The sequence below is a fragment of the Streptomyces sp. NPDC001231 genome (assembly GCF_042896885.1).
GTDB lineage: Bacteria > Actinomycetota > Actinomycetes > Streptomycetales > Streptomycetaceae > Streptomyces.
Window position 1 is genome coordinate 62,831 of the sequence record NZ_JBIAXS010000037.1, and the last position, 22,025, is coordinate 84,855.

At 75.7% G+C, this 22,025-nt stretch carries 1 protein-coding gene; it reads right to left on the reverse strand.

The window, feature by feature from the left end; genetic code table 11:
• Window positions 1-8 precede the first annotated feature (8 nt).
• Window positions 9-22,025 (reverse strand): type I polyketide synthase (locus ACFY3J_RS33395; protein WP_390842407.1); only part of this gene is annotated, 22,017 nt, incomplete at its 5' end.

Genomic DNA, 22,025 nt, shown 5'->3' on the forward strand with positions numbered 1-22,025 from the left:
ACTTCGCGCTACAGGTCGGACTGGCCGCCCAGCGCGGCCCGCACCAGGTCTGCCACTGTCATCGAGTCGACGGACTCGCCGTCTTCGTCGTCGCCGGCTCCACCACCGCGTCCGGCGAGCTGGAGCAGGGGCTCCAGGACACCGATCTCACGCAGCTGGTCGAGCGGGACGGAGGCCAGTACGGCCCTGATCTCGGTCTCCTCGTCGGACACGGCCGGCTCGTCGGGGACGAGCCGGGCGAGGACGAACTCGCCCAGCGCCAGCGGCGTCGGGTGGTCGAAGACCAGCGTCGCGGGCAGGCTCAGGCCGGTCGCGGCGCCGAGCTGGTTGCGCAGCTCGACGGCGCCGAGTGAGTCCACTCCGAGATCCCGGAAGGACCGTTCGGCGCCGACGGCGCCGGTGTCCGGGTAGCCGAGGACCTGCGCGGCACGGGTGCGCACCAGGTCCACGACGGTGTCCAGCCGGCGGGCCGGCGGCATGCCCGCCAGCCGGTCGGCGAGGGTGCCCTCCGGGGACTCGGGCGCCGCGGCGGCGACGGTCTCCCGGTAGCCGGGGAACTCCCGCAGCAGGGCGCTCGGCCGGGTGCCGCCGAAGGCGGAGGCGAACCGGTCGAGGGCGACCTCGGCGACCACCGCGGTCGGTTCCTTGCCGGTGACCAGCCGCAGCAGCGACTCCACGGCGAGGTCCGGGTCCATGGCGACGACACCGGCCCGGCGGGCCGCGTCGTCCGCGCCGTGCCCGCCGGCCATGCCGCCACCGCCCCAGGCGCCCCAGGACACGGAGGTCGCGGGCAGGTTCCGTACCCGGCGGGCCTCGGCGAGGGCGTCCAGGACCGCGTTGGCGGCCGCGTAGTTGGCCTGGCCGGGGTTGCCGACCGCGGAGGAGGCGGACGAGAACAGGACGAACGCGGCCAGGTCGCGGTCCCGGGTCAGCTCGTCGAGCAGCAGCGCCGAGGTCACCTTCGCGCGGAACACCTTCTGATACCGCTCCGGGGTGAGCCGGTCGATGACGCCGTCGTCGAGCACGCCCGCGGCGTGGATCACCGCGGTCAGCGGCCGGTCGGCCGGGATCGCGTCGAGCACCGCGGCCAGCCGGTCCCGGTCGGAGGCGTCGCAGGCGGCCAGGGTGACGCCGGTGCCGAGCGCTTCGAGTTCGTCACGCAGGGCGGTGGCGCCGGGCGCCCCGGGACCGCGGCGGCTCAGCAGCACCAGGTGCTGGGCGCCGTCCTTGGCCAGGCGGCGGGCCACATGGGCGCCGAGGGCGCCGGTGCCGCCGGTGATCAGCACGGTGCCGGTCGGATCCCAGGCGCCGCTCTGCCCGCGGTCCGGGGCCGGCACGAGGCGGCGGGCGAGGACGGCGGAGCCGCGCACGGCGACCTGGTCCTCCCCGTCGAGTCCGGCGAGGACGGCGGCGAGTCCGGCGGCGGCCCGCTCGTCGGCGCGTTCCGGCAGGTCGACCAGGCCGCCCCAGCGGTGCGGGTACTCCAGCGCGGCCACCCGGCCCAGGCCCCAGACGGCGGCCTGGAGCGGCCGGCGCGGGCGGTCGGTGCGGTTGGCGGACACGGCGCTGCGGGTGACGCACCACAGTGGGGCCTCGATCCCGGCGTCGCCGAGGGCCTGGAGCAGCGTGCCGGTGAGGGCGACGCCCTCCGGCACGTCGCCGTGCACGGTCTCGCGCAGGGCGAGCAGGGAGACGACGCCGCCGAAGCGGGTGCCCTCCCCGGCGGCCTCGCGCAGGGTGGCGGTCATGGCCTCCCGGTCGGCGCCGCCGACCTCGGCGCGCACCACCCGGGTGCCGAGGGCGTCCAGCGCGGTCGTCACCCACGGGTCCTCGCCGAGGCCCTCGGGGACGACGGCCAGCCAGGTGCCGGTGAGCGGCTTGGCGTGGGCCATCGCCGCGCCGGTCAGACGCTTCCAGACGATGCGGTGGCGCCAGCTGTCGAGCCGCGTCTCCTCGGAATTGCGGCGGCGCCAGTCGAGCAGCGCCGGCAGCACCTTGGACAGGGCGTCGCCCTCGACGTCGAGGACGGACTCGAGCGAGCCGAAGTCCTCCTGCGCGACGGCGTCCCAGAAGGCGGTGTCGGTGCCGTCGGCCTCCCCGGCGGACACGCCGCCCTGAGCGGTGGCGGGCAGGGTGTCCGGCCAGAACCGGCCGCGCTGGAAGGCGTACGTCGGCAGGTCGAGCCAGGAGCCGGGGGCGGCGTCGAAGAAGGCGTCCCAGCGGGGTCCGGCGGCGTGTACGTGCAGCCGGCCGAGGGCGGCGACCAGGGTCTCCACCTCGTCGCGGTTGCGGCGCTGCGCGGGGATGCAGACGCTGTCCGGGGCGCTCTGCCCGGCCGGCGCGGACAGCACCGCGTCGGGGCCGAGTTCGAGGAAGACCCGGACGCCCCGGCCGGCCAGTGCGGTGACACCGTCGGCGAACCGGACGGTGCCGCGCACGTGGCGGACCCAGTAGTCGGCGCCGCACAGTTCCTCGGCGCCCGCCACGTCGCCGGTCAGGTTCGACACGACGGCGATGCGGGGTGCCTCGTAGCGCAGGCTCTCGGCGACCTTGCGGAACTCGGCGAGCATCGGGTCCATCAGCGCCGAGTGGAAGGCGTGGCTGACCTTGAGGCGGGTGGTGCGGCGGCCCCGCTCGGCGAGGACGGCGGCCAGGGCGAGCACCGCGTCCTCCGCACCGGCCAGCACCACGGACGTGGGGCCGTTGACCGCGGCGATCGACACCGCGTCGGTGAGTTCGGCGGCGACCTCCTTCTCGGTGGCCTCGACCGCGACCATGGCGCCGCCGTGCGGCAGTTCCTGCATCAGGCGGGCCCGTGCGGCGACCAGCCGGCAGGCGTCGTCCAGGGAGAGGACGCCCGCCACGTGGGCGGCGGCGATCTCGCCGACGGAGTGGCCGGCGACGAAGTCCGGCGTCACACCCCAGGACTCCACCAGGCGGTACAGGGCGACCTCGAAGGCGAACAGCGCGGGCTGGGTGTGCCCGGTCTCGTTCAGGGAGTCCTGGTCGCCGTGCCAGACGATCTCCCGCAGCGAGGCGCCGAGGTGGCCGTCGAGCCGGGCGAGGACCGCGTCGAACGCCTCGGCGAACGCCGGGAACCGCTCGTACAGGTCCCGGCCCATGCCGAGTTGCTGGGAGCCCTGGCCGGAGAAGAGCACGGCGTGCTTGCCGGTGCGCTCCACGTGGTGCTCGACGACGTGCGCGGCGGTGGTGCCCTCCGCCACGGCGGTGAGTCCGGCGAGCAGCGCGTCCCGGTCGGCGGCGGTCACCGCGGCCCGGTGTTCGAACACGGCGCGGGTGGTGGCCAGGGTGCGGGCCAGGTCGGTGACCGTCTCCTCGGGGTGGCCTGCCACATGGGCCAGGAGCCTGCGGGCCTGGGCGCGCAGCGCGTTCCGCGAGCGGCCGGACAGCAGGACGGGGACGGGCGAGCCGTCGGCGGCGGGCCTCGCATGCCGCGCGGGCTGCTGGATGGGTTCCGGCTGTTCCAGGATCAGGTGGGCGTTGGTGCCGCTGGCCCCGAAGGAGGAGACGGCGGCCCGGCGCACCCGCTCGGACTCGGGCCAGGGGGTGAGTTCGGTGAGCAGGCGCGCGTTGCCCGCGGTCCAGTCGACGTGCGAGGAGGGGTTCTCGGTGTACAGCGAGCGCGGCAGCAGACCGTGCCGCATGGCGAGCACCATCTTGATGACGCCGCCGACACCGGACGCGGCCTGCGTGTGACCGATGTTGGCCTTCAGTGAGCCGACCAGCACGGGCCGCTCGCGGTCCTGGCCGTAGGTGGCGAGCAGGGCCTGCGCCTCGATCGGGTCGCCGAGCCTGGTGCCGGTGCCGTGCGCCTCGACGGCGTCGACGTCGGCGCTCTCCAGGCGGGCGTTGGCGAGGGCCTGGCGGATGACGCGCTGCTGGGCGGGGCCGCTGGGCGCGGTCAGGCCGTTGGAGGCGCCGTCCTGGTTGATGGCGGAGCCGCGCAGCACGGCGAGCACGCGGTGGCCGTTGCGCCGGGCGTCGGAGAGGCGCTCGACGACGAGCATGCCGACACCCTCCGACCAGCCGGTGCCGTTCGCGTCCTCGGAGAAGGCGCGGCAGCGGCCGTCGGGCGACAGCGCGCCCTGGGCGCTGAACTCCACGAAGCCGACCGGGGTGGCCATCACGGTGACACCACCGGCGAGGGCGATGGAGCACTCGCCCGAGCGCACGGCCTGGGCGGCCAGGTGCAGGGCGACCAGGGAGGACGAGCAGGCGGTGTCGACGGACACCGTGGGGCCCTGGATGCCGAAGGTGTAGGCGAGGCGGCCGGACAGGAGGCTGGCGGACTGGGCGGTCTGCCACTGGCCGTACTCGGCCGGCGGCCGGTAGTCGCCGGAGCCACCGCCGACGAAGACGCCGGTGGTGCCGCTGCCCCGCAGGGTCGCCGGGTCGATGCCGGCCCGCTCCAGGGCCTCCCAGGACGCCTCGAGCAGGATCCGCTGCTGCGGGTCCATCACCATGGCCTCGCGCGGCGAGACGCCGAACAGGCCGGGGTCGAAGTCGGTGGCGTCGTAGAGGAATCCGCCCTGGTCGGTGGCGCTGCGGCCCGGGCCGTCGCCGGCGAGGGCGTCGAGGTCCCAGCCGCGGTCGGTCGGGAAGTCGCCGACTGCGTCGACCTCGTCGACGAGGAGCTGCCACAGGTCCTCGGGCGAGTTGACGCCGCCGGGGTAGCGGCAGGCCATGCCGACGATGACGACCGGGTCGTCGCCGGTGGCGACGGGCGCGGCCACCGGGGCGGCGGTGTCCGTGGCGCCGCCGAGCAGTTCGGTGCGCAGGTGCGCGGCGAGCGCCGCCGGGTTGGGGTGGTCGAAGACCAGGGTCGCGGGCAGGGTGACGCCGGTGGCCGCGGTGAGCTGGTTGCGCAGGTCGACGGCGGTCAGCGAGTCGAAGCCGAGGTCCCGGAAGGGCAGGTCGGGTTCGACGAGCGCGGTGTCCGCGTGGCCGAGGACCAGGGCGGCCTTCTCGCCGACGAGGGCGAGCAGGATGTCGTCCCGGTCGGCGGCGGGCTGCTCCAGGAGCCACTGGCCGTAGCCGCCGGAGGCGGCGGCCCCCTCGGCACGGTCGCGGGCCGCGTCGGCGAGGGCGGTCCTGGCCTCGGGCAGGCCGTCGAACAGCGCGGTGGGCCGGACCTCGTGGTGCGCCGGGGCGAAGGTGTCCCAGCGGACGTCGGCGACGGTGACCGCGGCGGAGCCGTCGGCGACGGCACCGGCCAGCGCGGTCAGGGCGGCGTCGGCGTCCATCACCGGCAGCCCGTTCATCCGCAGGTGGGCGGTGGTCGACGGGTCGGCCAGCTCGGCCCAGGCGCCCCAGGCGACGGCCAGCGCGGGCGTCCCGTCGGCGCGCAGGGCGCGGGCGAGGGCGTCGACGTAGGCGCCGCCCGCGGCCTCGTCGGCCCGGCCGCGCACGCCCCAGACCCCGGCGATGGAGCCGAAGAGCACGAACGCGTCCAGGGAGCGTCCTGCGACGGCCTCGGCGAGGGTGTCCACCGGGGCGAGGGCGGCGGCCGGGCCGTCCGTCGGGGCGTCGTCGGCGTACACGACCGCGGTGAGGTCGGTCAGACCGTCCAGGAGGGCGGTGGCCGCGTCCCGGTCGCCGCTGTCGTACGGCGCGAGGACGACCTCGGCGCCGAGCCGGGCGAGTTCGGCCCGCAGCTCCTCGGTGTCGGTGGCGCCGTCGGCGGGCGAGGTGGTCAGCACCAGGCGGGCGGCGCCCTCGCGGGCGAGCCAGCGGGCGGCGCGGGCGCCCATGGTGCGGGTGCCGCCGACGACGAGGACGGTGCCGTGCGGGCGCCATCCGGTGTCGCCGTGGGCGACGGCGGTGCGCACGAGGCGGCGGCCGAGGAGACCGGCGGCGCGGACGGCGATCTGGTCCTCGGTGCCGGGCTCGGCCAGGTGGGCGGCGAGCAGGCCCGCGGTGGCGGCGTCGGCGTCGGGCGCGAGGTCGGCGAGGCCGCCGAAGCGCTCGGGGTGCTCCAGCGCGGCGACCCGGCCCATGCCCCACAGGGCGGCCTGGCCGACGGCGACGGGTGCCTCCCCGGCGACGGAGACGGCTCCGCGGGTGACGCACCACAGCGGGGCGTCGACACCGGCGGTCCGCAGGGCCTCCAGGACGGCGGCCGGTGTGGCGTCGGGGGCCGGCAGGGTGCCGGTGCCCGCGGCGAGCAGCGAGACGACGACGGTCCAGCCGGCCGGGTCGAGTGCCCCGGCAGGCAACGTTTGCGACGGGGCGAACGTTGCCTGTTGCGGCACTAGGTCCGCGAGTTCCCGGGCGAGGGAGCCGGGGGCACCGTCGACGACGAGCGGGTCGGCGCCCAGGGCGGCGACGAGGGTCTCCGCCCAGTCGGCGCCGGCGTGTTCGGCGGGCACCAGGGCCAGGACGCGGCCCGTCGGCGTGGCGTGCGCCGGGGTGCCGAGCGCGGTCCAGCTCTCGTGGTAGCGCCAGTCACGGGCGGTGGAGCGGGCGTCGGTGCGGCGGCGCCAGGCCGACAGCGCGGGCACCATCGTGGTGACGGTGTCGCCGTCGAGGCCCAGGGAGGCCGTGAGGCTCTCCAGGTCCTCCCGCTCGACGGCGGCCCAGAAGGCGGCGTCGACGGGGTCGGGCGTGCCGGTGGCGCCGGGCGCGGCGGGCTCGGGCCAGTAGCGCTCGCGCTGGAAGGCGTACGTCGGCAGCTCGACGCGGTGTCCGCCGGTGCTCTCGAACCAGGCGCTCCAGTCGGGTCCGGCGCCCTGGGTGTGCAGGGTGGCCAGGCCCTCCAGGAGGGCGGTCTCCTCGGCGCGGTCGCGGCGCTGGAGCGGGACGACGGTGGCGGGTGCCTCGTCGGCGGACGCGTCCAGGGTCTGCTGGGCGGCGGCGGTGAGCTGGCCGTCCGGGCCGATCTCGACGAAGGCGGTGACGCCGGCCTCGCGCAGGGCGCGCACGCCGTCGGCGAACCGGACGGTCTCGCGGACATGCCGCACCCAGTAGCCGGGGGTGAGGAGTTCGGCTCCGGCGGGGGCGCCGGTCACGGTGGAGACCAGCGGGATACGGGGCTCGTGGTAGGTGAGGGACTCCGCGACCCGGGCGAAGGCGGTGAGCATCGGGTCCATGAGCGGCGAGTGGAAGGCGTGGCTCACCTTGAGCCGGGTGGTCCTGCGGTCCTGCGCCTCGAAGTGCGCGGCGATCGCGGCGACTTCGTCCTCGTCACCGGCGACGACCACGGACGACGGCCCGTTGACCGCGGCGATGGAGACCCGCTCCGTCAGGTGCGGGAGCACCTCCTCCTCGGTGGCGCGCACCGCGAGCATCGCACCGCCCCGCGGCAGCTCCTGCATCAGGGAGGCACGGGCCGCCACCAGCCGGCAGGCGTCCTCCAGCGAGAACACCCCCGCGACATGCGCCGCGGCGATCTCACCGATGGAGTGACCGGCGACCTGGTCGGGGGTCAGGCCCCACGACTCCAGGAGGCGGTGGAGGGCGACCTCGACGGCGAACAGCGCGGGCTGGGTCCAGCCGGTCTGGTCCAGAAGCCCGGCGTCGGGCGTGTCCGGCGCGGCGAACAGGACCTGGCGCAGCGGGAAGTCCAGCGCGGTGTCGAACTGCGCGAGGACCGTGTCCAGCGCGTCGGCGAACGCCGGGTACCGCTCGTACAGTTCGCGGCCCATCAGGGCGCGCTGGGCGCCCTGGCCGGAGAACAGGAAGGCGGTACGGCCCCGGGTTCGGGACGCGACCGCGCGGGCCGTCTCGCGCACCCCGTCGGGGCCCGAGAGCAGCACGGCGCGGTGCGGGAAGAGGGTGCGGTCGGTGGCCAGGGAGCGGCCGACGTCCAGCGGGGAGAGCTCCGGATGGGCGGCGGCGTACGCGGTGAGCCGGTCGGCCTGGTCCTGGAGGGCCTCGCGGCTGCGGCCGGAGACGATCCACGGGACGGTGCTGATTTCGGCGGCGGGGGCGGGCTCGTCGGCGGGGGCGGGGATCTCGGGGGCCTGCTCCACGATGACGTGCGCGTTGGTGCCGCTGACGCCGAAGGCGGAGACACCGGCGCGCCTCGGCCGTCCGGTCTCGGGCCAGTCGCGTTCCTCGGTGAGCAGCGACACGGCGCCGCCGCTCCAGTCGACGTGACTGGTGGGGCTGGTGACGTGCAGGGTGCGCGGCAGGGTGCCGTGCTGGATCGCCAGCAGCATCTTGATGACGCCGGCGACGCCCGCGGCGGCCTGGGTGTGGCCGATGTTCGACTTGACGGTGCCAAGGAGCAGCGGCTGCTCGGCGTCCCGGTCCCTGCCGTAGGTGTTCAGCAGGGCCTGCGCCTCGATCGGGTCGCCGAGGGTGGTGCCGGTGCCGTGCGCCTCGACCGCGTCGATGTCGGACGGCGCGAGGCGGGCGTCCGCGAGGGCCTGGCGGATGACGCGCTGCTGGGACGGGCCGTTGGGGGCGGTCAGTCCGTTGGAGGCGCCGTCCTGGTTGACGGCGGTGCCGCGGATGATGCCGCGGACCTCGTGGCCGTTGCGGATCGCGTCGGAGAGCCGTTCCAGGACCAGGATGCCGACGCCCTCCGACCAGGCGGTGCCGTCGGCGTCGTCGGAGAACGGCTTGCAGTGTCCGTCGGGAGCCAGGCCGCCCTGGGTGCTGAACTCGATGAAGGAGTCGGGGGTCGACATCACCGAGACGCCGCCCGCGACGACGAGGTCGCACTCGCCGGCGCTCAGCGCGCGGCCCGCCCAGTGCAGGGCGACCAGCGAGGAGGAGCAGGCGGTGTCGACGGTGACCGCGGGGCCCTCCAGGCCGAGGGCGTAGGAGAGGCGGCCGGACATCACGCTGGCGGTGTTGCCGGTGGCGACATAGCCGGAGACGTCCGAGGCCGAGCGGCGCAGCAGGTTCGGGTAGTCCTGGCCGTTGGTGCCGACGAAGACGCCGGTGGTGGAGCCGCGCAGCGCGGCCGGGTCGATGCCGGCCCGCTCCAGGGCCTCCCAGGTGGTCTCGAGCAGCAGCCGCTGCTGCGGGTCCATGGCGAGCGCCTCGCGGGGCGAGATGCCGAAGAAGCGGGCGTCGAAGTCGGCGACACCGGCGAGGAATCCGCCGTGCAGCGTGTCGGAGGCGCCGGCGCCGAGCGCCGCCAAGTCCCAGTCGCGGTCGTCGGGGAAGCGGGTGATGCCGTCGCGGCCCTCCGCCAGCAGCCGCCACAGCTCCTCGGGCGTGGTGACGCCGCCGGGGAAGCGGCAGGCGAGGCCGACGACCGCGATCGGGTCGTCGTCGACGGCCCGGGTGGCGACGGCGTGGGCGGTGGACTCCGGGAGCGTGCCGAGGAGTTCGGCGAGCAGGAAGTCCGCCATCTCGCGGGGCGTGGGCTGGTCGTAGACGAGGGAGGCGGGCAGGCTCAGGCCGGTGATGGCGTTGAGCGCGTTGCGCAGCTCCAGGACGGTGAGCGAGTCGAAGCCGAGGTCGCGGAAGGCCAGGTCGTCGTCGACGGTGCGGGCGTCGGCGTGGCCGAGGACGGCCGCCACCTGGGTGCGCAGCAGGTCGAGGACGTGTGCGGGGCGCTCCTCGGCGGGCATCTCGGCCAGTCGCTGACGCAGGCCGGACGCGGTGGCGGTGGCCGCCGCCGGGGCGGTGGCGCCGGCCGTCTCCGGGAGGTCGGCGACGAGCGGCAGCGGGCGGGCCGCCGCGAAGGCGCGCAGGAAGCGTTCCCAGTCGATGTCGGCGACGGCGACGGTGGTGTCGCCGTTGTCGACGGCGCGCAGCAGCGCGGCGACGCCGGAGGCGGGGTCGAGCGGTTCGAATCCGCCGCGGCGCACCCGGGCGGCGATCTCGGCGGCGTCGGCGACCATGCCGGAGCCGGCCCAGGGGCCCCAGGCCACGGACAGGGCGGGCAGGCCCTGGGCGCGGCGCTGCTCGGCGAGGGCGTCGAGCTGGGCGTTGGCGGCGGCGTAGTTGCCCTGTCCCGCAGCGCCGATGAGGCCGGCGGTCGAGGAGAACAGGACGAACGCGGCGAGGTCGAGGCCGGCGGTGAGGTCGTGCAGATGGCGGGCGGCGACCGTCTTGGCATGCAGGACGGTGGCGAAGCTCGCCGGGGTCAGCTCGTCCACCACGTGGTCGTCGACGACGCCCGCGGTGTGGAAGACGGCGGTGAGCGGCGCGTCCTCGGGCACCGCCGCGAGGAGTGCGGCGAGCGCGTCACGGTCGGCGGCGTCGCAGGCGGCGACGGTGACGCGGGCGCCCAGCTCCTCCAGTTCGGCGCGGAGTTCGGCGGCGCCCGGGGCGTCGGGTCCGCGGCGGCTGGTGAGCAGCAGGTGGACGGCGCCGTCGCGGGCGAGGCGGCGGGCGAGGTGTCCGCCGATGCCGCCGGTGCCACCGGTGATCAGGACGGTGCCGGCCGCCGGGTCGAAGGCGGAGCTGACGGTGTCGGCGGCGGGGCTGTGGGCCAGCCGGCGCAGGAAGACGCCGCCGGCGCGGACGGCGACGGCGTCCTCGCCGTCGCCGGCGGCCAGGATCCCGCGCAGCCGGCGGGCGGCCTGCGTGTCGAGGTCCTCCGGGAGGTCGACGCTGCCGCCGACGCGGCCGGGCAGTTCGAGGGCCGCGGCCCGGAAGAGGCCCCACACGGCGGCCTGTTCGGGTGCCGTGACCTGCTCGGAGCGGCCGACGGCGACGGCTCCCCGGGTGATGTTCCACAGCGGGGCGTCGATACCGGCGTCACCGAGCGCCTGGAGGGCGGTGGCGGTGAGGGTGAGCGCGGCCGGGGCGCCGGGGTGTCCGGCGTCGCCGGGCGCGAGCGGCAGCAGCGACAGCACGCCCTGGAAGGTGTCGCCGTCGGCGGCCTCGGTGAGCCGGGCGGCAAGGGCGGCGCGGTCGGTGCCGGTGACCTCCACGCGGACGGTGGCGGTGGCGAGGGCGGCCTCGACGTCGGCGGCCCAGGCGGCGGTGGTCTCGTCGCGGTACTCGGCCGGGACGAGGACGAGCCAGCGTCCGGTGGGTGCGGCGGCGGGGGCGCCGCCGCGCGGCTTCCAGGTGACGCGGTAGCGCCAGGAGTCGAGCGCGGACTGTTCGCCGCGGCGCCGCCGCCAGGCGGTGAGCGCCGGAACCATCGCGGTGACGGTCGTGTCGTCCAGGCCGAGGGAGGCGGCGAGCGACGCTACGTCGGCGTGTTCCACCGCGGCCCAGAACTCGGCGTCGAGTGCGGAGCCGGGGACGGCGGCGGTGGTGCCGGCCGCGGTGGTGTCGGGCCAGTACCGCTCGCGCTGGAAGGCGTAGGTGGGCAGGGCCACGCGGCGGGCGCCGCCGCCCTCGAACCAGGCGGCCCAGTCGACGTCGAAGCCGTGGGCGTGGGCCGCGGCGACGGCGGTGACGAGGGCCTGCTCCTCCGGGCGGTCGCCGCGCAGCGTGGGCAGCAGCGCGGTGCGGGAGGCGTCGGTGAGGCTCTCGCGGGCCATGCCGCTGAGCACGCCGTCGGGGCCGAGCTCCAGGAAGGTCTGGACGCCGCCCTGGGTGGACAGCCAGCCGATGCCGTCGGCGAAGCGCACGGCGGAGCGGACGTGGGAGACCCAGTAGTCGGCGCCGCACACCTGCTCGGGGGTGGCGAGGGTGCCGGTCACGTTGGAGACGAACGGGATCGTCGGCGCGTGGTACGTCAGGGCGCGGGCCACGGCGGCGAAGTCGTCCAGCATGGCGTCCATGAGCGGCGAGTGGAAGGCATGGCTCACCCGCAGACGCTTGGTGCGGCGCCCCTGCTCGGCGAAGTGCGCGGCGACGGCGAGGACGGCCTCCTCCTCGCCGGCGACGACGACGGACCGGGGTCCGTTGACGGCGGCCACGGAGACCTGGTCGGCGAGGCCCTCCAGGTGCGGCAGCACCTCGTCCTCGGCGGCCTGAAGGGCGACCATCGCGCCGCCCTCGGGCAGCGCCTGCATCAGCCGGCCGCGGGCGGCCACCAGGGCGCACGCGTCGTCGAGGTCGAGGACGCCGGCGACGTGCGCGGCGGCGATCTCGCCGACGGAGTGGCCGGCCAGGTAGTCGGGGGTGATGCCCCACGACTCCAGCAGACGGAACAGCGCGACCTCGAGGGCGAACAGCGCGGGCTGCGCGTAGCCGGTGCGGTCGAGCAGGGCGGCGTCCTCGGCGCCCTCGGCGGCGAACAGCACGTCGCGCAGGGGGCGTTCGGTGATGCCGTCGATCCGGGCGAGCACCGCGTCCAGGGCGTCGGCGAACACCGGGTGACGCTCGTACAGTTCGCGGCCCATGCCGAGGCGCTGGCTGCCCTGTCCCGTGAACAGGAAGGCGGTGCGTCCGCGGCCGGTGCGGCCCTGGACCAGTCCGGCGCCGGGCGTTCCGTCGCGCAGCGCGGTCAGGCCGCGCACCAGTCCTTCGTGGTCGCCGGCGACGACGGCGGCGCGGTGCTCAAGGGCGGCGCGCGAGGTGGCGAGGGAGAACGCCAGATCGGTCGGGTGGACGCCGGGGCGCTCCGCCAGCAGGTCGAGCAGGGCTCCGGCCTGGGCGCGCAGGGCCGCCTCGCCGCGTCCGGAGACGAGGACGGGCACGAGGCCGTCCCGCGGCGCGGGGGTGTCCTCGGGGGCGGCCGGGGCGCTGTCGGCGGGGGCCTGTTCCAGGACGGTGTGGGCGTTGGTGCCGCTGAGGCCGAAGGACGACACGGCGGCGCGGCGCGGACGGCCGGTCTCGGGCCACTCGGTGCGCTCGGTGAGCAGCCGGATGGCGCCGGAGGACCAGTCGACGTGGGTGGACGGCTCGTCGATGTGCAGCGACTTGGGGACGACGCCCTCGTTGAGGGCGTGGACCAGCTTGATGACGCTGGCGACGCCGGAGGCCATCTGGGTGTGGCCGATGTTGGACTTCACCGAGCCGAGCAGCACGGGCCGCTCGGGGTCGCGGTCCTTGCCGTAGGTGGCGAACAGGGCCTGCGCCTCGATCGGGTCGCCGAGGGAGGTGCCGGTGCCGTGCCCCTCCAGGACGTCGATGTCGTCCGCCTCGACGCCGGCATTGGCGAGGGCCTGGCGGATGACGCGCTGCTGCGAGGGGCCGTTGGGGGCGGTGAGGCCGTTGGACGCGCCGTCCTGGTTGATGGCGGACCCGCGGATGACGGCGAGGACCTCGTGGCCGTTGCGGCGGGCGTCGGAGAGCCGCTCCAGCAGGATCAGGCCGACGCCCTCGGCGAGGGTCATGCCGTCGGCGCCCTCGGCGTACGCCTTGCAGCGGCCGTCCTCGGCGAGGGCCCGCTGCCGGCTGAAGCCGATGAACGACATGGGGGTGGACATGATGCTGGCACCGCCGGCGAGGGCGAGGGTGCTCTCGCCGTTGCGCAGCGACTGGCAGGCCAGGTGGATGGCGACCAGCGAGGACGAGCAGGCGGTGTCGAGGGTGACGGCCGGGCCCTCGAAGCCGAAGAGGTAGGAGACGCGGCCGGACAGGACGCTGGGCAGCGAGCCGGTGATCATGTGGCCTTCGGAGCCCTCGCTGCCGGGCACGGCGGCGCCGTAGTCCTGGTAGCTGGCGCCGATGAAGGTGCCGGTGAGGCTGCCGCGCCGGCCGACCGGGTCGATTCCGGCGTTCTCGAAGACCTCCCAGGCCGTCTCCAGCAGGAGACGCTGCTGCGGGTCCATGGACAGGGCCTCGCGGGGCGAGATGCCGAAGAAGCCGGGGTCGAAGTCGGCGACGTCGCGCAGGAAGCCGCCCTGGACCGAGTAGGTGCGGCCGGACGCGTCCGGGTCGGGGTCGTAGAGGGCCTCGGCGTCCCAGCCGCGGTCGGCCGGGAAGACGGAGATCGCGTCGACCTCGTCCAGCGCGACCCGCCACAGCTCCTCGGCGGAGGTGACGCCGCCGGGGTAGCGGCAGCTCATGCCGACGATGGCGATCGGGTCGTCGTCGACGGGCGCGCCCGCGGTGACGGCGACGGCGCCCGCGGAGTGGACGTCGGCCAGTTCGGAGTGGAGGAAGCCGGCCAGGGCTGCCGGGTTCGGATAGTCGAAGACCATCGTGGACGGCAGCGTCAGCCCGGTGACGGACGCGAGCCGGTTGCGCAGCCCGACGGCGGTCAGCGAATCGAAGCCGACGTCGCGGAAGGCACGCTGGTCGGTGAGGTCCTCGGCGGAGGACAGGCCGAGCACGGAGGCGGCCTCGGTGCGGACGGTCTCCAGCAGCTTGCGCTGCTGCTCGGCGGCGGGCAGGGCCAGCAGCGCGGCGGCGAACTCGCCCCGGGCGGGGGCCCCGGCGCTCTGCGCGGCAGCGGCGGTGAGCTGCCGCACCTCGGGGACCTCGTCGAACAGCGGGGTGGGCCGGGCCGAGGTGTAGACGGGGTGGTACGTCTCCCAGTCGACGTCGGCGACCGCGATGACGTGCTCGTCGTCGTCGAGGGCCCGCTTGAGGCCGCTCAGCGCGAGCTGCGGGTCCATGAACTCCAGGCCGCTGCGGCGGATCATCTGCGGGTCGACGCGGCCGAGTTGGAGGTCGTCGGCCCAGATGCCCCAGGACAGCGACATAGCGGTCAGGCCGCGTCCGCGCCGGTGCTCGGCGAGGGCGGCCAGATAGGCGTTGCCCGCGACGTACGCGGCGTGCGCGCCGCTGCCCCACATGCCGGCGGTGGAGGAGTACAGGACGAAGTCGTCCAGCTCCTCGTCGTCGAGGAGTTCGTCGAGGATCCGCGCACCGGTGACCTTGGCGGCGAGGACGCGGTCGAAGTCGTCGAGGGTGGTGGCGTCGAGGGTGTGCAGTTCGATGGTGGCCGCGGTGTGCACGACCGTGCGGACGGTGCGGCCCTCGGCCTTCAGACCGTCGAGCAGCGCGGCGACCGCGTCGCGGTCGGTGATGTCGCAGGCGGCGAGGGTCGTGGCCGTGCCGCGCTCCTCCAGCTCGGCGCGGAGCTCGGCGGCGCCCGGGGCGTGCGGGCCGCGCCTGCTGACCAGGACCAGGTGCTCGGCGCCCCGCTCGGCGAGCCAGCGCGCCAGATGGGGGGCGAGGGTGCCGGAGCCGCCGGTGACCAGGGTGGTGCCGCGCGGCTTCCAGTCGCGGGCGGAGCCGTCGGGGGCGGCGTCGGCGCGCACGATACGGCGGGTGAAGACGCCGGAGGAGCGCAGGGCGATCTGGTCGTCGTCGCCGAGCGCGCCGGCGAGGACGGCCGCGAGCCGCTGGCCGGCGCGCGCGTCGAGCGTCTCGGGCAGGTCGACGACACCGCCCCAGCGTCCCGGGCACTCCAGCGCGGCGGTCCAGCCGATGCCGGTGACCTGGGCCTGGACGGGCGCGGTGACCTTGTCGGAGCGGCCGGTGGAGACGGCGCCGCGGGTCAGCGCCCACAGCGGGGTTTCGATACCGGCGTCGCCGAGCGCCTGGACGAGGGCGACGGTGAGGGCGACCCCGAGGACGAGTCCGGTGCCGGGGACGGCGCCGGTCCGCTCGGCGCCGGCGAGGACGGAGACGATGCCGGTGAGGCCGTCGGTGTCGGTCAGGCGCTCGCGCAGGACGGTGCGGTCGGTGCAGGTCTCGTCGAGGACGAGGCGGCGCACCTGGGCGCCGCCCGCCTCCAGCGCCCCGGCGACGTCGGTGTCGTCGACGCCGTCGGCGGACACCAGCAGCCAGGTGCCGTCGAGGGTGCGCTGCGGGAGCTTGGTGACGGGCTTCCAGGTGACGCGGTAGCGCCAGGAGTCGACGGTGGAGCGCTCCCGGCGGGACCGGCGCCAGGAGGACAGCGCGGGCAGCACGGCGGCGACGGAGTCCTCGTCGGTGCCGAGGGCGGCGGTCAGGGTGGAGACGTCCCCGTCCTCGACGGCGGTCCAGAACGCGGCGTCCTCGGGGTCGGCCGCGGTGACGGCCTCCTGGACGGCCGGGACGACCCACAGGTTCTCGTGCTGGAAGGCGTAGGTGGGCAGGTCGACGCGGGACGCGCCGGTCCCCTCGAACACGGCGGCCCAGTCGACGTCGACGCCGCGGACGCACACCTCGGCGGCGGACAGCAGGAAGCGGTCCAGGCCGCCGTTGTCGCGGCGCAGGGTGCCGGAGGCGACACCCGCCACTCCGGCGTCGTCGATCATGTCCTGGACGGACATGGCGAGGACGGGGTGGGAGCTGACCTCGATGAAGGCACGGTGCTCGGCGGCGATCAGGTCGCGGATGGCGTCCGCGAACAGCACGCGTCCGCGCAGGCTGCGGTACCAGTAGCCGGCGTCCATGGCGGTGGTGTCGAGCCAGTCGCCGGTGACGGTGGAGAAGAACGGGATCTCGGACGCGGTCGGCGCGACCTCGGCCAGCAGCTGAAGGATCTCGTCGTGCAGGTCCTCGACGTGGTGGGAGTGCGAGGCGTAGTCCACGGCGATCCGGCGGGCCCGGACCTCCTCGGCGGTGAGCTGCGCGTGCAGCTCGTCCAGGGCCTCCGGCTCGCCCGCGACGACGGAGGAGCGGGGGCCGTTCTCGGCGGCGACGGACACCCGCCCGCCGAACGCCTCCAGACGGGCCTCCACCTCGGCGACCGGCAGCGCCACCGACATCATGCCGCCCCGCCCCGCGAGACTGCGCCCGATGGCCTGACTGCGCAACGCCACCACACGCGCACCATCACGCAGGGACAGCGCACCCGAGACCACGGCGGCGGCGATCTCACCCTGCGAGTGGCCCACCACGGCGTCCGGCTCCACACCCTGCGCACGCCACACCGCGGCCAGGGACACCATCACGGCGAACGACGCGGGCTGGACCACGTCGACACGCTCCAGCGTCGGCGCACCCTCCACGCCCCGCAGCACGTCAATGAGGTTCCAGTCCGTGAACTCGGCCAGCGCGGCGGCGCACTCGGCGATCCGCTCCGCGAACGCCGGCGACTCGTCCAGGAGTTGGGCACCCATGCCCACCCACTGCGAGCCCTGACCGGGGAACACGAAGACCGTGCGGCCCTCGACGTCGGCGACACCGCGGGCGACGACGCCCGAGGGCCCGTCGGCGGCGACGGCGCGCAGCGCCTCCAGCGGATCGGTACCAGTGGGCGGCACGACCACCGCACGGTGCTCGAAGAGGGCGCGGGAGGTGGCGAGGGACAGACCGACGTCGATCGGACGGGCCGCCGGGACGGCGGTCACGAGGTGGGTGAGGAGACGGTCGGCCTGCTCGCGCAGCGCGGCGGCGCCGCGGGCGGACAGGACCCACGGCACGACGCCGGCGGCGACCGGCACGGGCGCCACGGCGGGCTGCTCGTCCTCGGCGGCGGGCGCCTCGGTCTCCTGCTCCAGGATGACGTGGGCGTTGGTGCCGCTGATGCCGAAGGAGGACACGGCGGCCCGGCGCGGACGGCCGGTCTGCGGCCAGTCGGTGTTCTCGCCGAGCAGCCGCACGGTGCCCGGGCTCCAGTCGACGTGGCTGGAGGGCTCGTCGGCGTGCAGGGTCCGGGGCATCACACCGTGGCGCAGCGCCATGACCATCTTGATGATGCTCGCGACACCGGCGGCGGACTGGGTGTGCCCGATGTTCGACTTCACCGAGCCCAGCTGCAGCGCGGTCTCGGGCGTACGGGTGCGGCCGTAGGTGGCGAACAGGGCCTGCGCCTCGATCGGATCGCCGAGCGGGGTGCCGGTGCCGTGGGCCTCCAGGAGGTCGATCTCGCCGGGGGCGACGCGGGCGTTGGCGAGGGCCTGGCGGATGACCCGCTGCTGGGAAGGGCCGTTGGGGGCGCTGAGGCCGTTGGACGCGCCGTCCTGGTTGATGGCGGACCCGCGGATGACGGCGAGCACCGGGTGGCCGTTGCGGCGGGCGTCGGAGAGCCGCTCGACGAGGACGATGCCGACGCCCTCGGCGAGGGTCATGCCGTCGGCGCTCTCGGAGAACGCCTTGCAGCGGCCGTCCTGGGCGAGGGCCCGCTGCCGGCTGAAGGCCACGAACGCGTTGGGGGTGGTCATGACCGTGGCGCCGCCCGCGACCGCGAGGGTGCTCTCGCCGTTGCGCAGTGCCTGGCAGGCCAGGTGCAGCGCGACCAGCGAGGACGAGCAGGCGGTGTCGACGGTGACCGCCGGGCCTTCGAGGCCGAAGACGTAGGCGAGGCGGCCGGAGAGCACGCTGGGGCTGGTGCCGGTGACCAGGTGGCCCTCGGTGCCGTCGCCGGCGCCCATGCCGTACTCCTGGTAGCTGGAGCCGATGAACGTGCCGGTCAGGCTGCCGCGGAGGGTGGCGGGGGTGAGTCCGGCGCGCTCGAAGGCCTCCCAGGTGGTCTCCAGGAGGAGCCGCTGCTGCGGGTCCATGACGAGCGCCTCGCGGGGCGAGATGCCGAAGAACATGGGGTCGAACTCGTCGGCCTCGTGCAGGAAGCCGCCCTGGGTGGAGTAGGTGGTACCGGGGTGGTCCGGATCCGGGTCGTAGAGGCCGGCGGTGTTCCAGCCGCGGTTGACCGGGAAGTCGGTGATCGCGTCGGTGCCGGAGAGCACCAGGTCCCACAGCTGCTCCGGGGAGCCGACACCGCCCGGGTAGCGGCAGCTCATGCCGATGATGGCGATGGGCTCGTCGTCGGCGCCGCCGGTGGCGACGGGGCCCGCGACCTCCAGCACGGAGCCGACGATCTCGGCCCGCAGGTACTGGGCCAGCTCCAGCGGGGTCGGGTAGTCGAACACCATGGTGCTCGGCAGGGAGAGGCCGGTGGCCGCGCCGAGGTGCTTGCGCAGTTCGACGGCGGTCAGCGAGTCGAAGCCGATGTCGCGGAAGGCCCGGCCCTCCGGCACGGCGTCGGCGGAGGCGTGACCGAGCACGGTCGCGGCCTCGGTGCGCACCAGTTCGGTGAGCAGACGCAGCTGCTCCGGCTCGGACAGCGAGCGGACCCGCCGCACGATTTCGGACGCGTCACCGGTGTCGGCGGGGGTGTTCTCGGCGGCCAGGGCGCGGACCTCGGGCAGGTCGCCGATGAGGGCGCTGGGCCGGGCGGAGGTGAACAGCGGGGCGTAGCGGGTCCAGTCGACGTCCGCGACGGCGACGGCGACGTCCTGGCGGACGACGGCGCGGCGCATCTCGGTGAGGGCGGGCGCGGGGTCGAGCAGGCGCAGGCCCTGGCGTCGCAGGGTGCCGGAGACGGCGTCGTCGGCGGCCATGCCGGTGCCGCCCCAGGGACCCCAGGCGATGGAGGTCGCGGCGAGGCCGCGGGCGCGGCGGGCCAGGGCGAGGGCGTCGAGGTAGGCGTTGGCGGCGCCGTAGGCGCTCTGGTCGCCGCTGCCCCAGACGCCGGCGATGGAGCCGAACAGGATGAAGAAGTCCAGTTCGCGGTCGCCGAGGAGGTCGTCGAGGTGGGCGGCGCCCGCCAGCTTCGCGGCGGTGAGGGCGGCGAACTCGGCGGGCGTCAGCGCGTCCAGCGGGCCGTAGTGGCCGACGCCCGCGGTGTGGACGACACCGGTGAGGGGCTGGTCGGCGGGCAGACCGTCGAGGACGGCGGCGAGGGCGTCACGGTCGGCGACGTCGCAGGCCACGAGGGAGACGCTCGCGCCCAACTGCTCAAGTTCGGCACGGAGTTCGGCAGCGCCGGGGGCGTCGGGGCCACGGCGGCTGGTGAGGACGAGGTGGGCCGCGCCGGAGCGGGCCAGCCAGCGGGCGGTCTCGGCGCCGAGGCCGCCGGTGCCGCCGGTGATCAGGACGCTTCCGGAGGCGGTGAACCGGTCGGCGGACGGCAGCTCGTCGACGGTGTGGCGGACCAGGCGGCGGCCGTGCACGTCGCCGCCGCGCAGGGCGACCTGGTCCTCGCCGTCGGGAGCGTCCTTGACCGCGAGGACTTCGGCGAGGCGCTGTCCGGCGCGGCGGTCGAACTCGGCCGGGAGGTCGACGAGACCGCCCCACAGGCGGGGGTGCTCCAGGGCGACACCTCGGCCCATGCCCCAGGCGGTGGCCTGGGCGGGGCGGGTGACCGGGTCGGCGGGGCCGGTGGAGACGGCGCCGCGGGTGGCGGTCCACAGCCGGCCCCGGGCGCCGGTGTCGGCGAGGGCCTGGACGAGGGCGATGGTCAGGGCGAGGCCCTGGGTGAAGCCGGCGGGGCCGTCGGTGGGGCGCTCGTCGAGCGGCAGCACGGACAGCACATGGGCGGTGGTGTCGACGTCCTCGGTGCCGGCGAGGCGCGCGCCGAGCACGGCCCGGTCGGCGCAGTCGGCGTCCAGGACGAGGCGGCGGACCCGGGCGCCGTGCGCGCCGAGCGCCTCGGCGAGGCCGTCCAGCAATTCGGTCTCGTCGTCGGCGGTGGCGTCGGAGGAGACGAGCAGCCAGGTGCCGTCGAGGACGGGCGCGGCGGGCTTGCCCAGCCGGGTCCACTCGACGCGGTAGCGCAGCGTGTCGAGGAGCGCCTTCTCCTGGTTGCCGCGGCGCCAGGAGCTGAGGGCGGGCAGCAGGGAGTCGAGCGGGGTGAGGCTGTCCTCGTCGAGGCCGAGGACGGCGGCGAGTTCGGCGGCGTCGCCGCGCTCGACGGCGGCCCACAGCTTCTGGTCGGCCGGGTCGCCGGCCGAGGAGGGCGCGGCGGAGGGCAGCTGCGGCCAGTAGTGGGCGTGCTGGAAGGCGTAGGTCGGCAGGTCGACGCGGTGGGCGCCGGTGCCGGCGAGGTACGCGGTCCAGTCGAGGTCGACGCCGTGGACCTGGAGGCGGGCCGCGGCGGTGGCGGCGGCGGTCTCCTCGGGGCGGCCGGCGCGCAGCAGCGGGACGAGCACAGTGCTGTGATCGTGGCGATCGTGGCGATCGTCGTGGTCGTCGCCGAGGGTGTCCTCGGCCATGGCGGTCAGCAGTCCGTCGGGGCCGAGTTCGAGGAAGAGGGTGGCGCCGGCGTCGCGCAGGGTGCGGACGCAGTCGGCGAACCGGACGGCCTCGCGGACGTGGCGCACCCAGTAGTCGGCGGTGCGCACCTCGGCGTCGTCGGCTCTGCGGCCCGTCAGGTCGGAGACCAGCGGGATGCGGGGGGCGGCGTAGGACAGCGTCTCGGCGACCGTGCGGAACGCGTCGAGCATGGCGTCCATGTGCGGCGAGTGGAAGGCATGGCTCACCCGCAGACGCTTGGTGCGGCGCCCGCGGCCGGAGAACTCGGCGGCCAGTTCCACGGCGGCGTCCTCGTCGCCGGAGACGACGACGGAGGTGGGGCCGTTGACGGCGGCGAGGGACAGGCGCTCGCCGAGCAGCGGGGCGACCTCGTCCTCGGTGGCCTGGACGGCGATCATGGCGCCGCCGGACGGCAGCGCCTCCATGAGGGTGGCGCGGGCGGCGACCAGGCGGGCCGCGTCCTGAAGGGTGAACACCCCGGCGACGTGCGCGGCGGCGATCTCACCGATGGAGTGACCGGTGACGAAGTCGGCGCGGACGCCCCAGCTCTCGACGAGGCGGTAGAGGGCGACCTCGACGGCGAACAGCGCGGGCTGGGTGAAGCCGGTGCGGTCGAGCAGGGCGGCCTCGTCGGTGCCCTCGGCGGCGAACACGACCTCGCGCAGCGGCCGGTCGAGCAGCGGGTCGAGGGCGGCGCACACCTCGTCGAACGCGGCGGCGAACCGGGGCTGGGTCTCGTACAATTCCCGGCCCATGGCGGCACGCTGGCTGCCCTGGCCGGAGAACATGACGGCGATCCGGGCACGCCCCGCGGCCTCGCCCTCGACGACCGCCGGGGCGGGGCGGCCGGCGGCGAGGGCGTTCAGGGAGGCGAGCAGTCCGTCGCGGTCCCGTGCGATCACCGCGGCGCGGCGCTCGAAGCGGGAGCGGGTGGTGGCCAGGGAGTGGCCGAGGTCGGCGAGGGACGGCTCGGGGTGGTTCCGGAGGTGGGTGAGCAGGCGGGCGGCCTGGGCGCGCAGGGCGTCGCGGGTGCGGCCGGACAGCAGCAGCGGGACGGCTCCGACGGTGCGCTCGGGGGCGGCCGGTGCGGGCGCGGTCGTGGCGGGCGCCTGCTCGAGGACGGTGTGGACGTTGGTGCCGCTGATGCCGAAGGAGGAGACGGCGGCGCGGCGCGGACGGCCGGTCTCGGGCCACGCGGTCTGCTCGGTGAGCAGTTCGACGGCGCCTTCGGTCCAGTCGACGTGCGAGGACGGGGCGTCCACGTGCAGGGTGCGCGGCAGCAC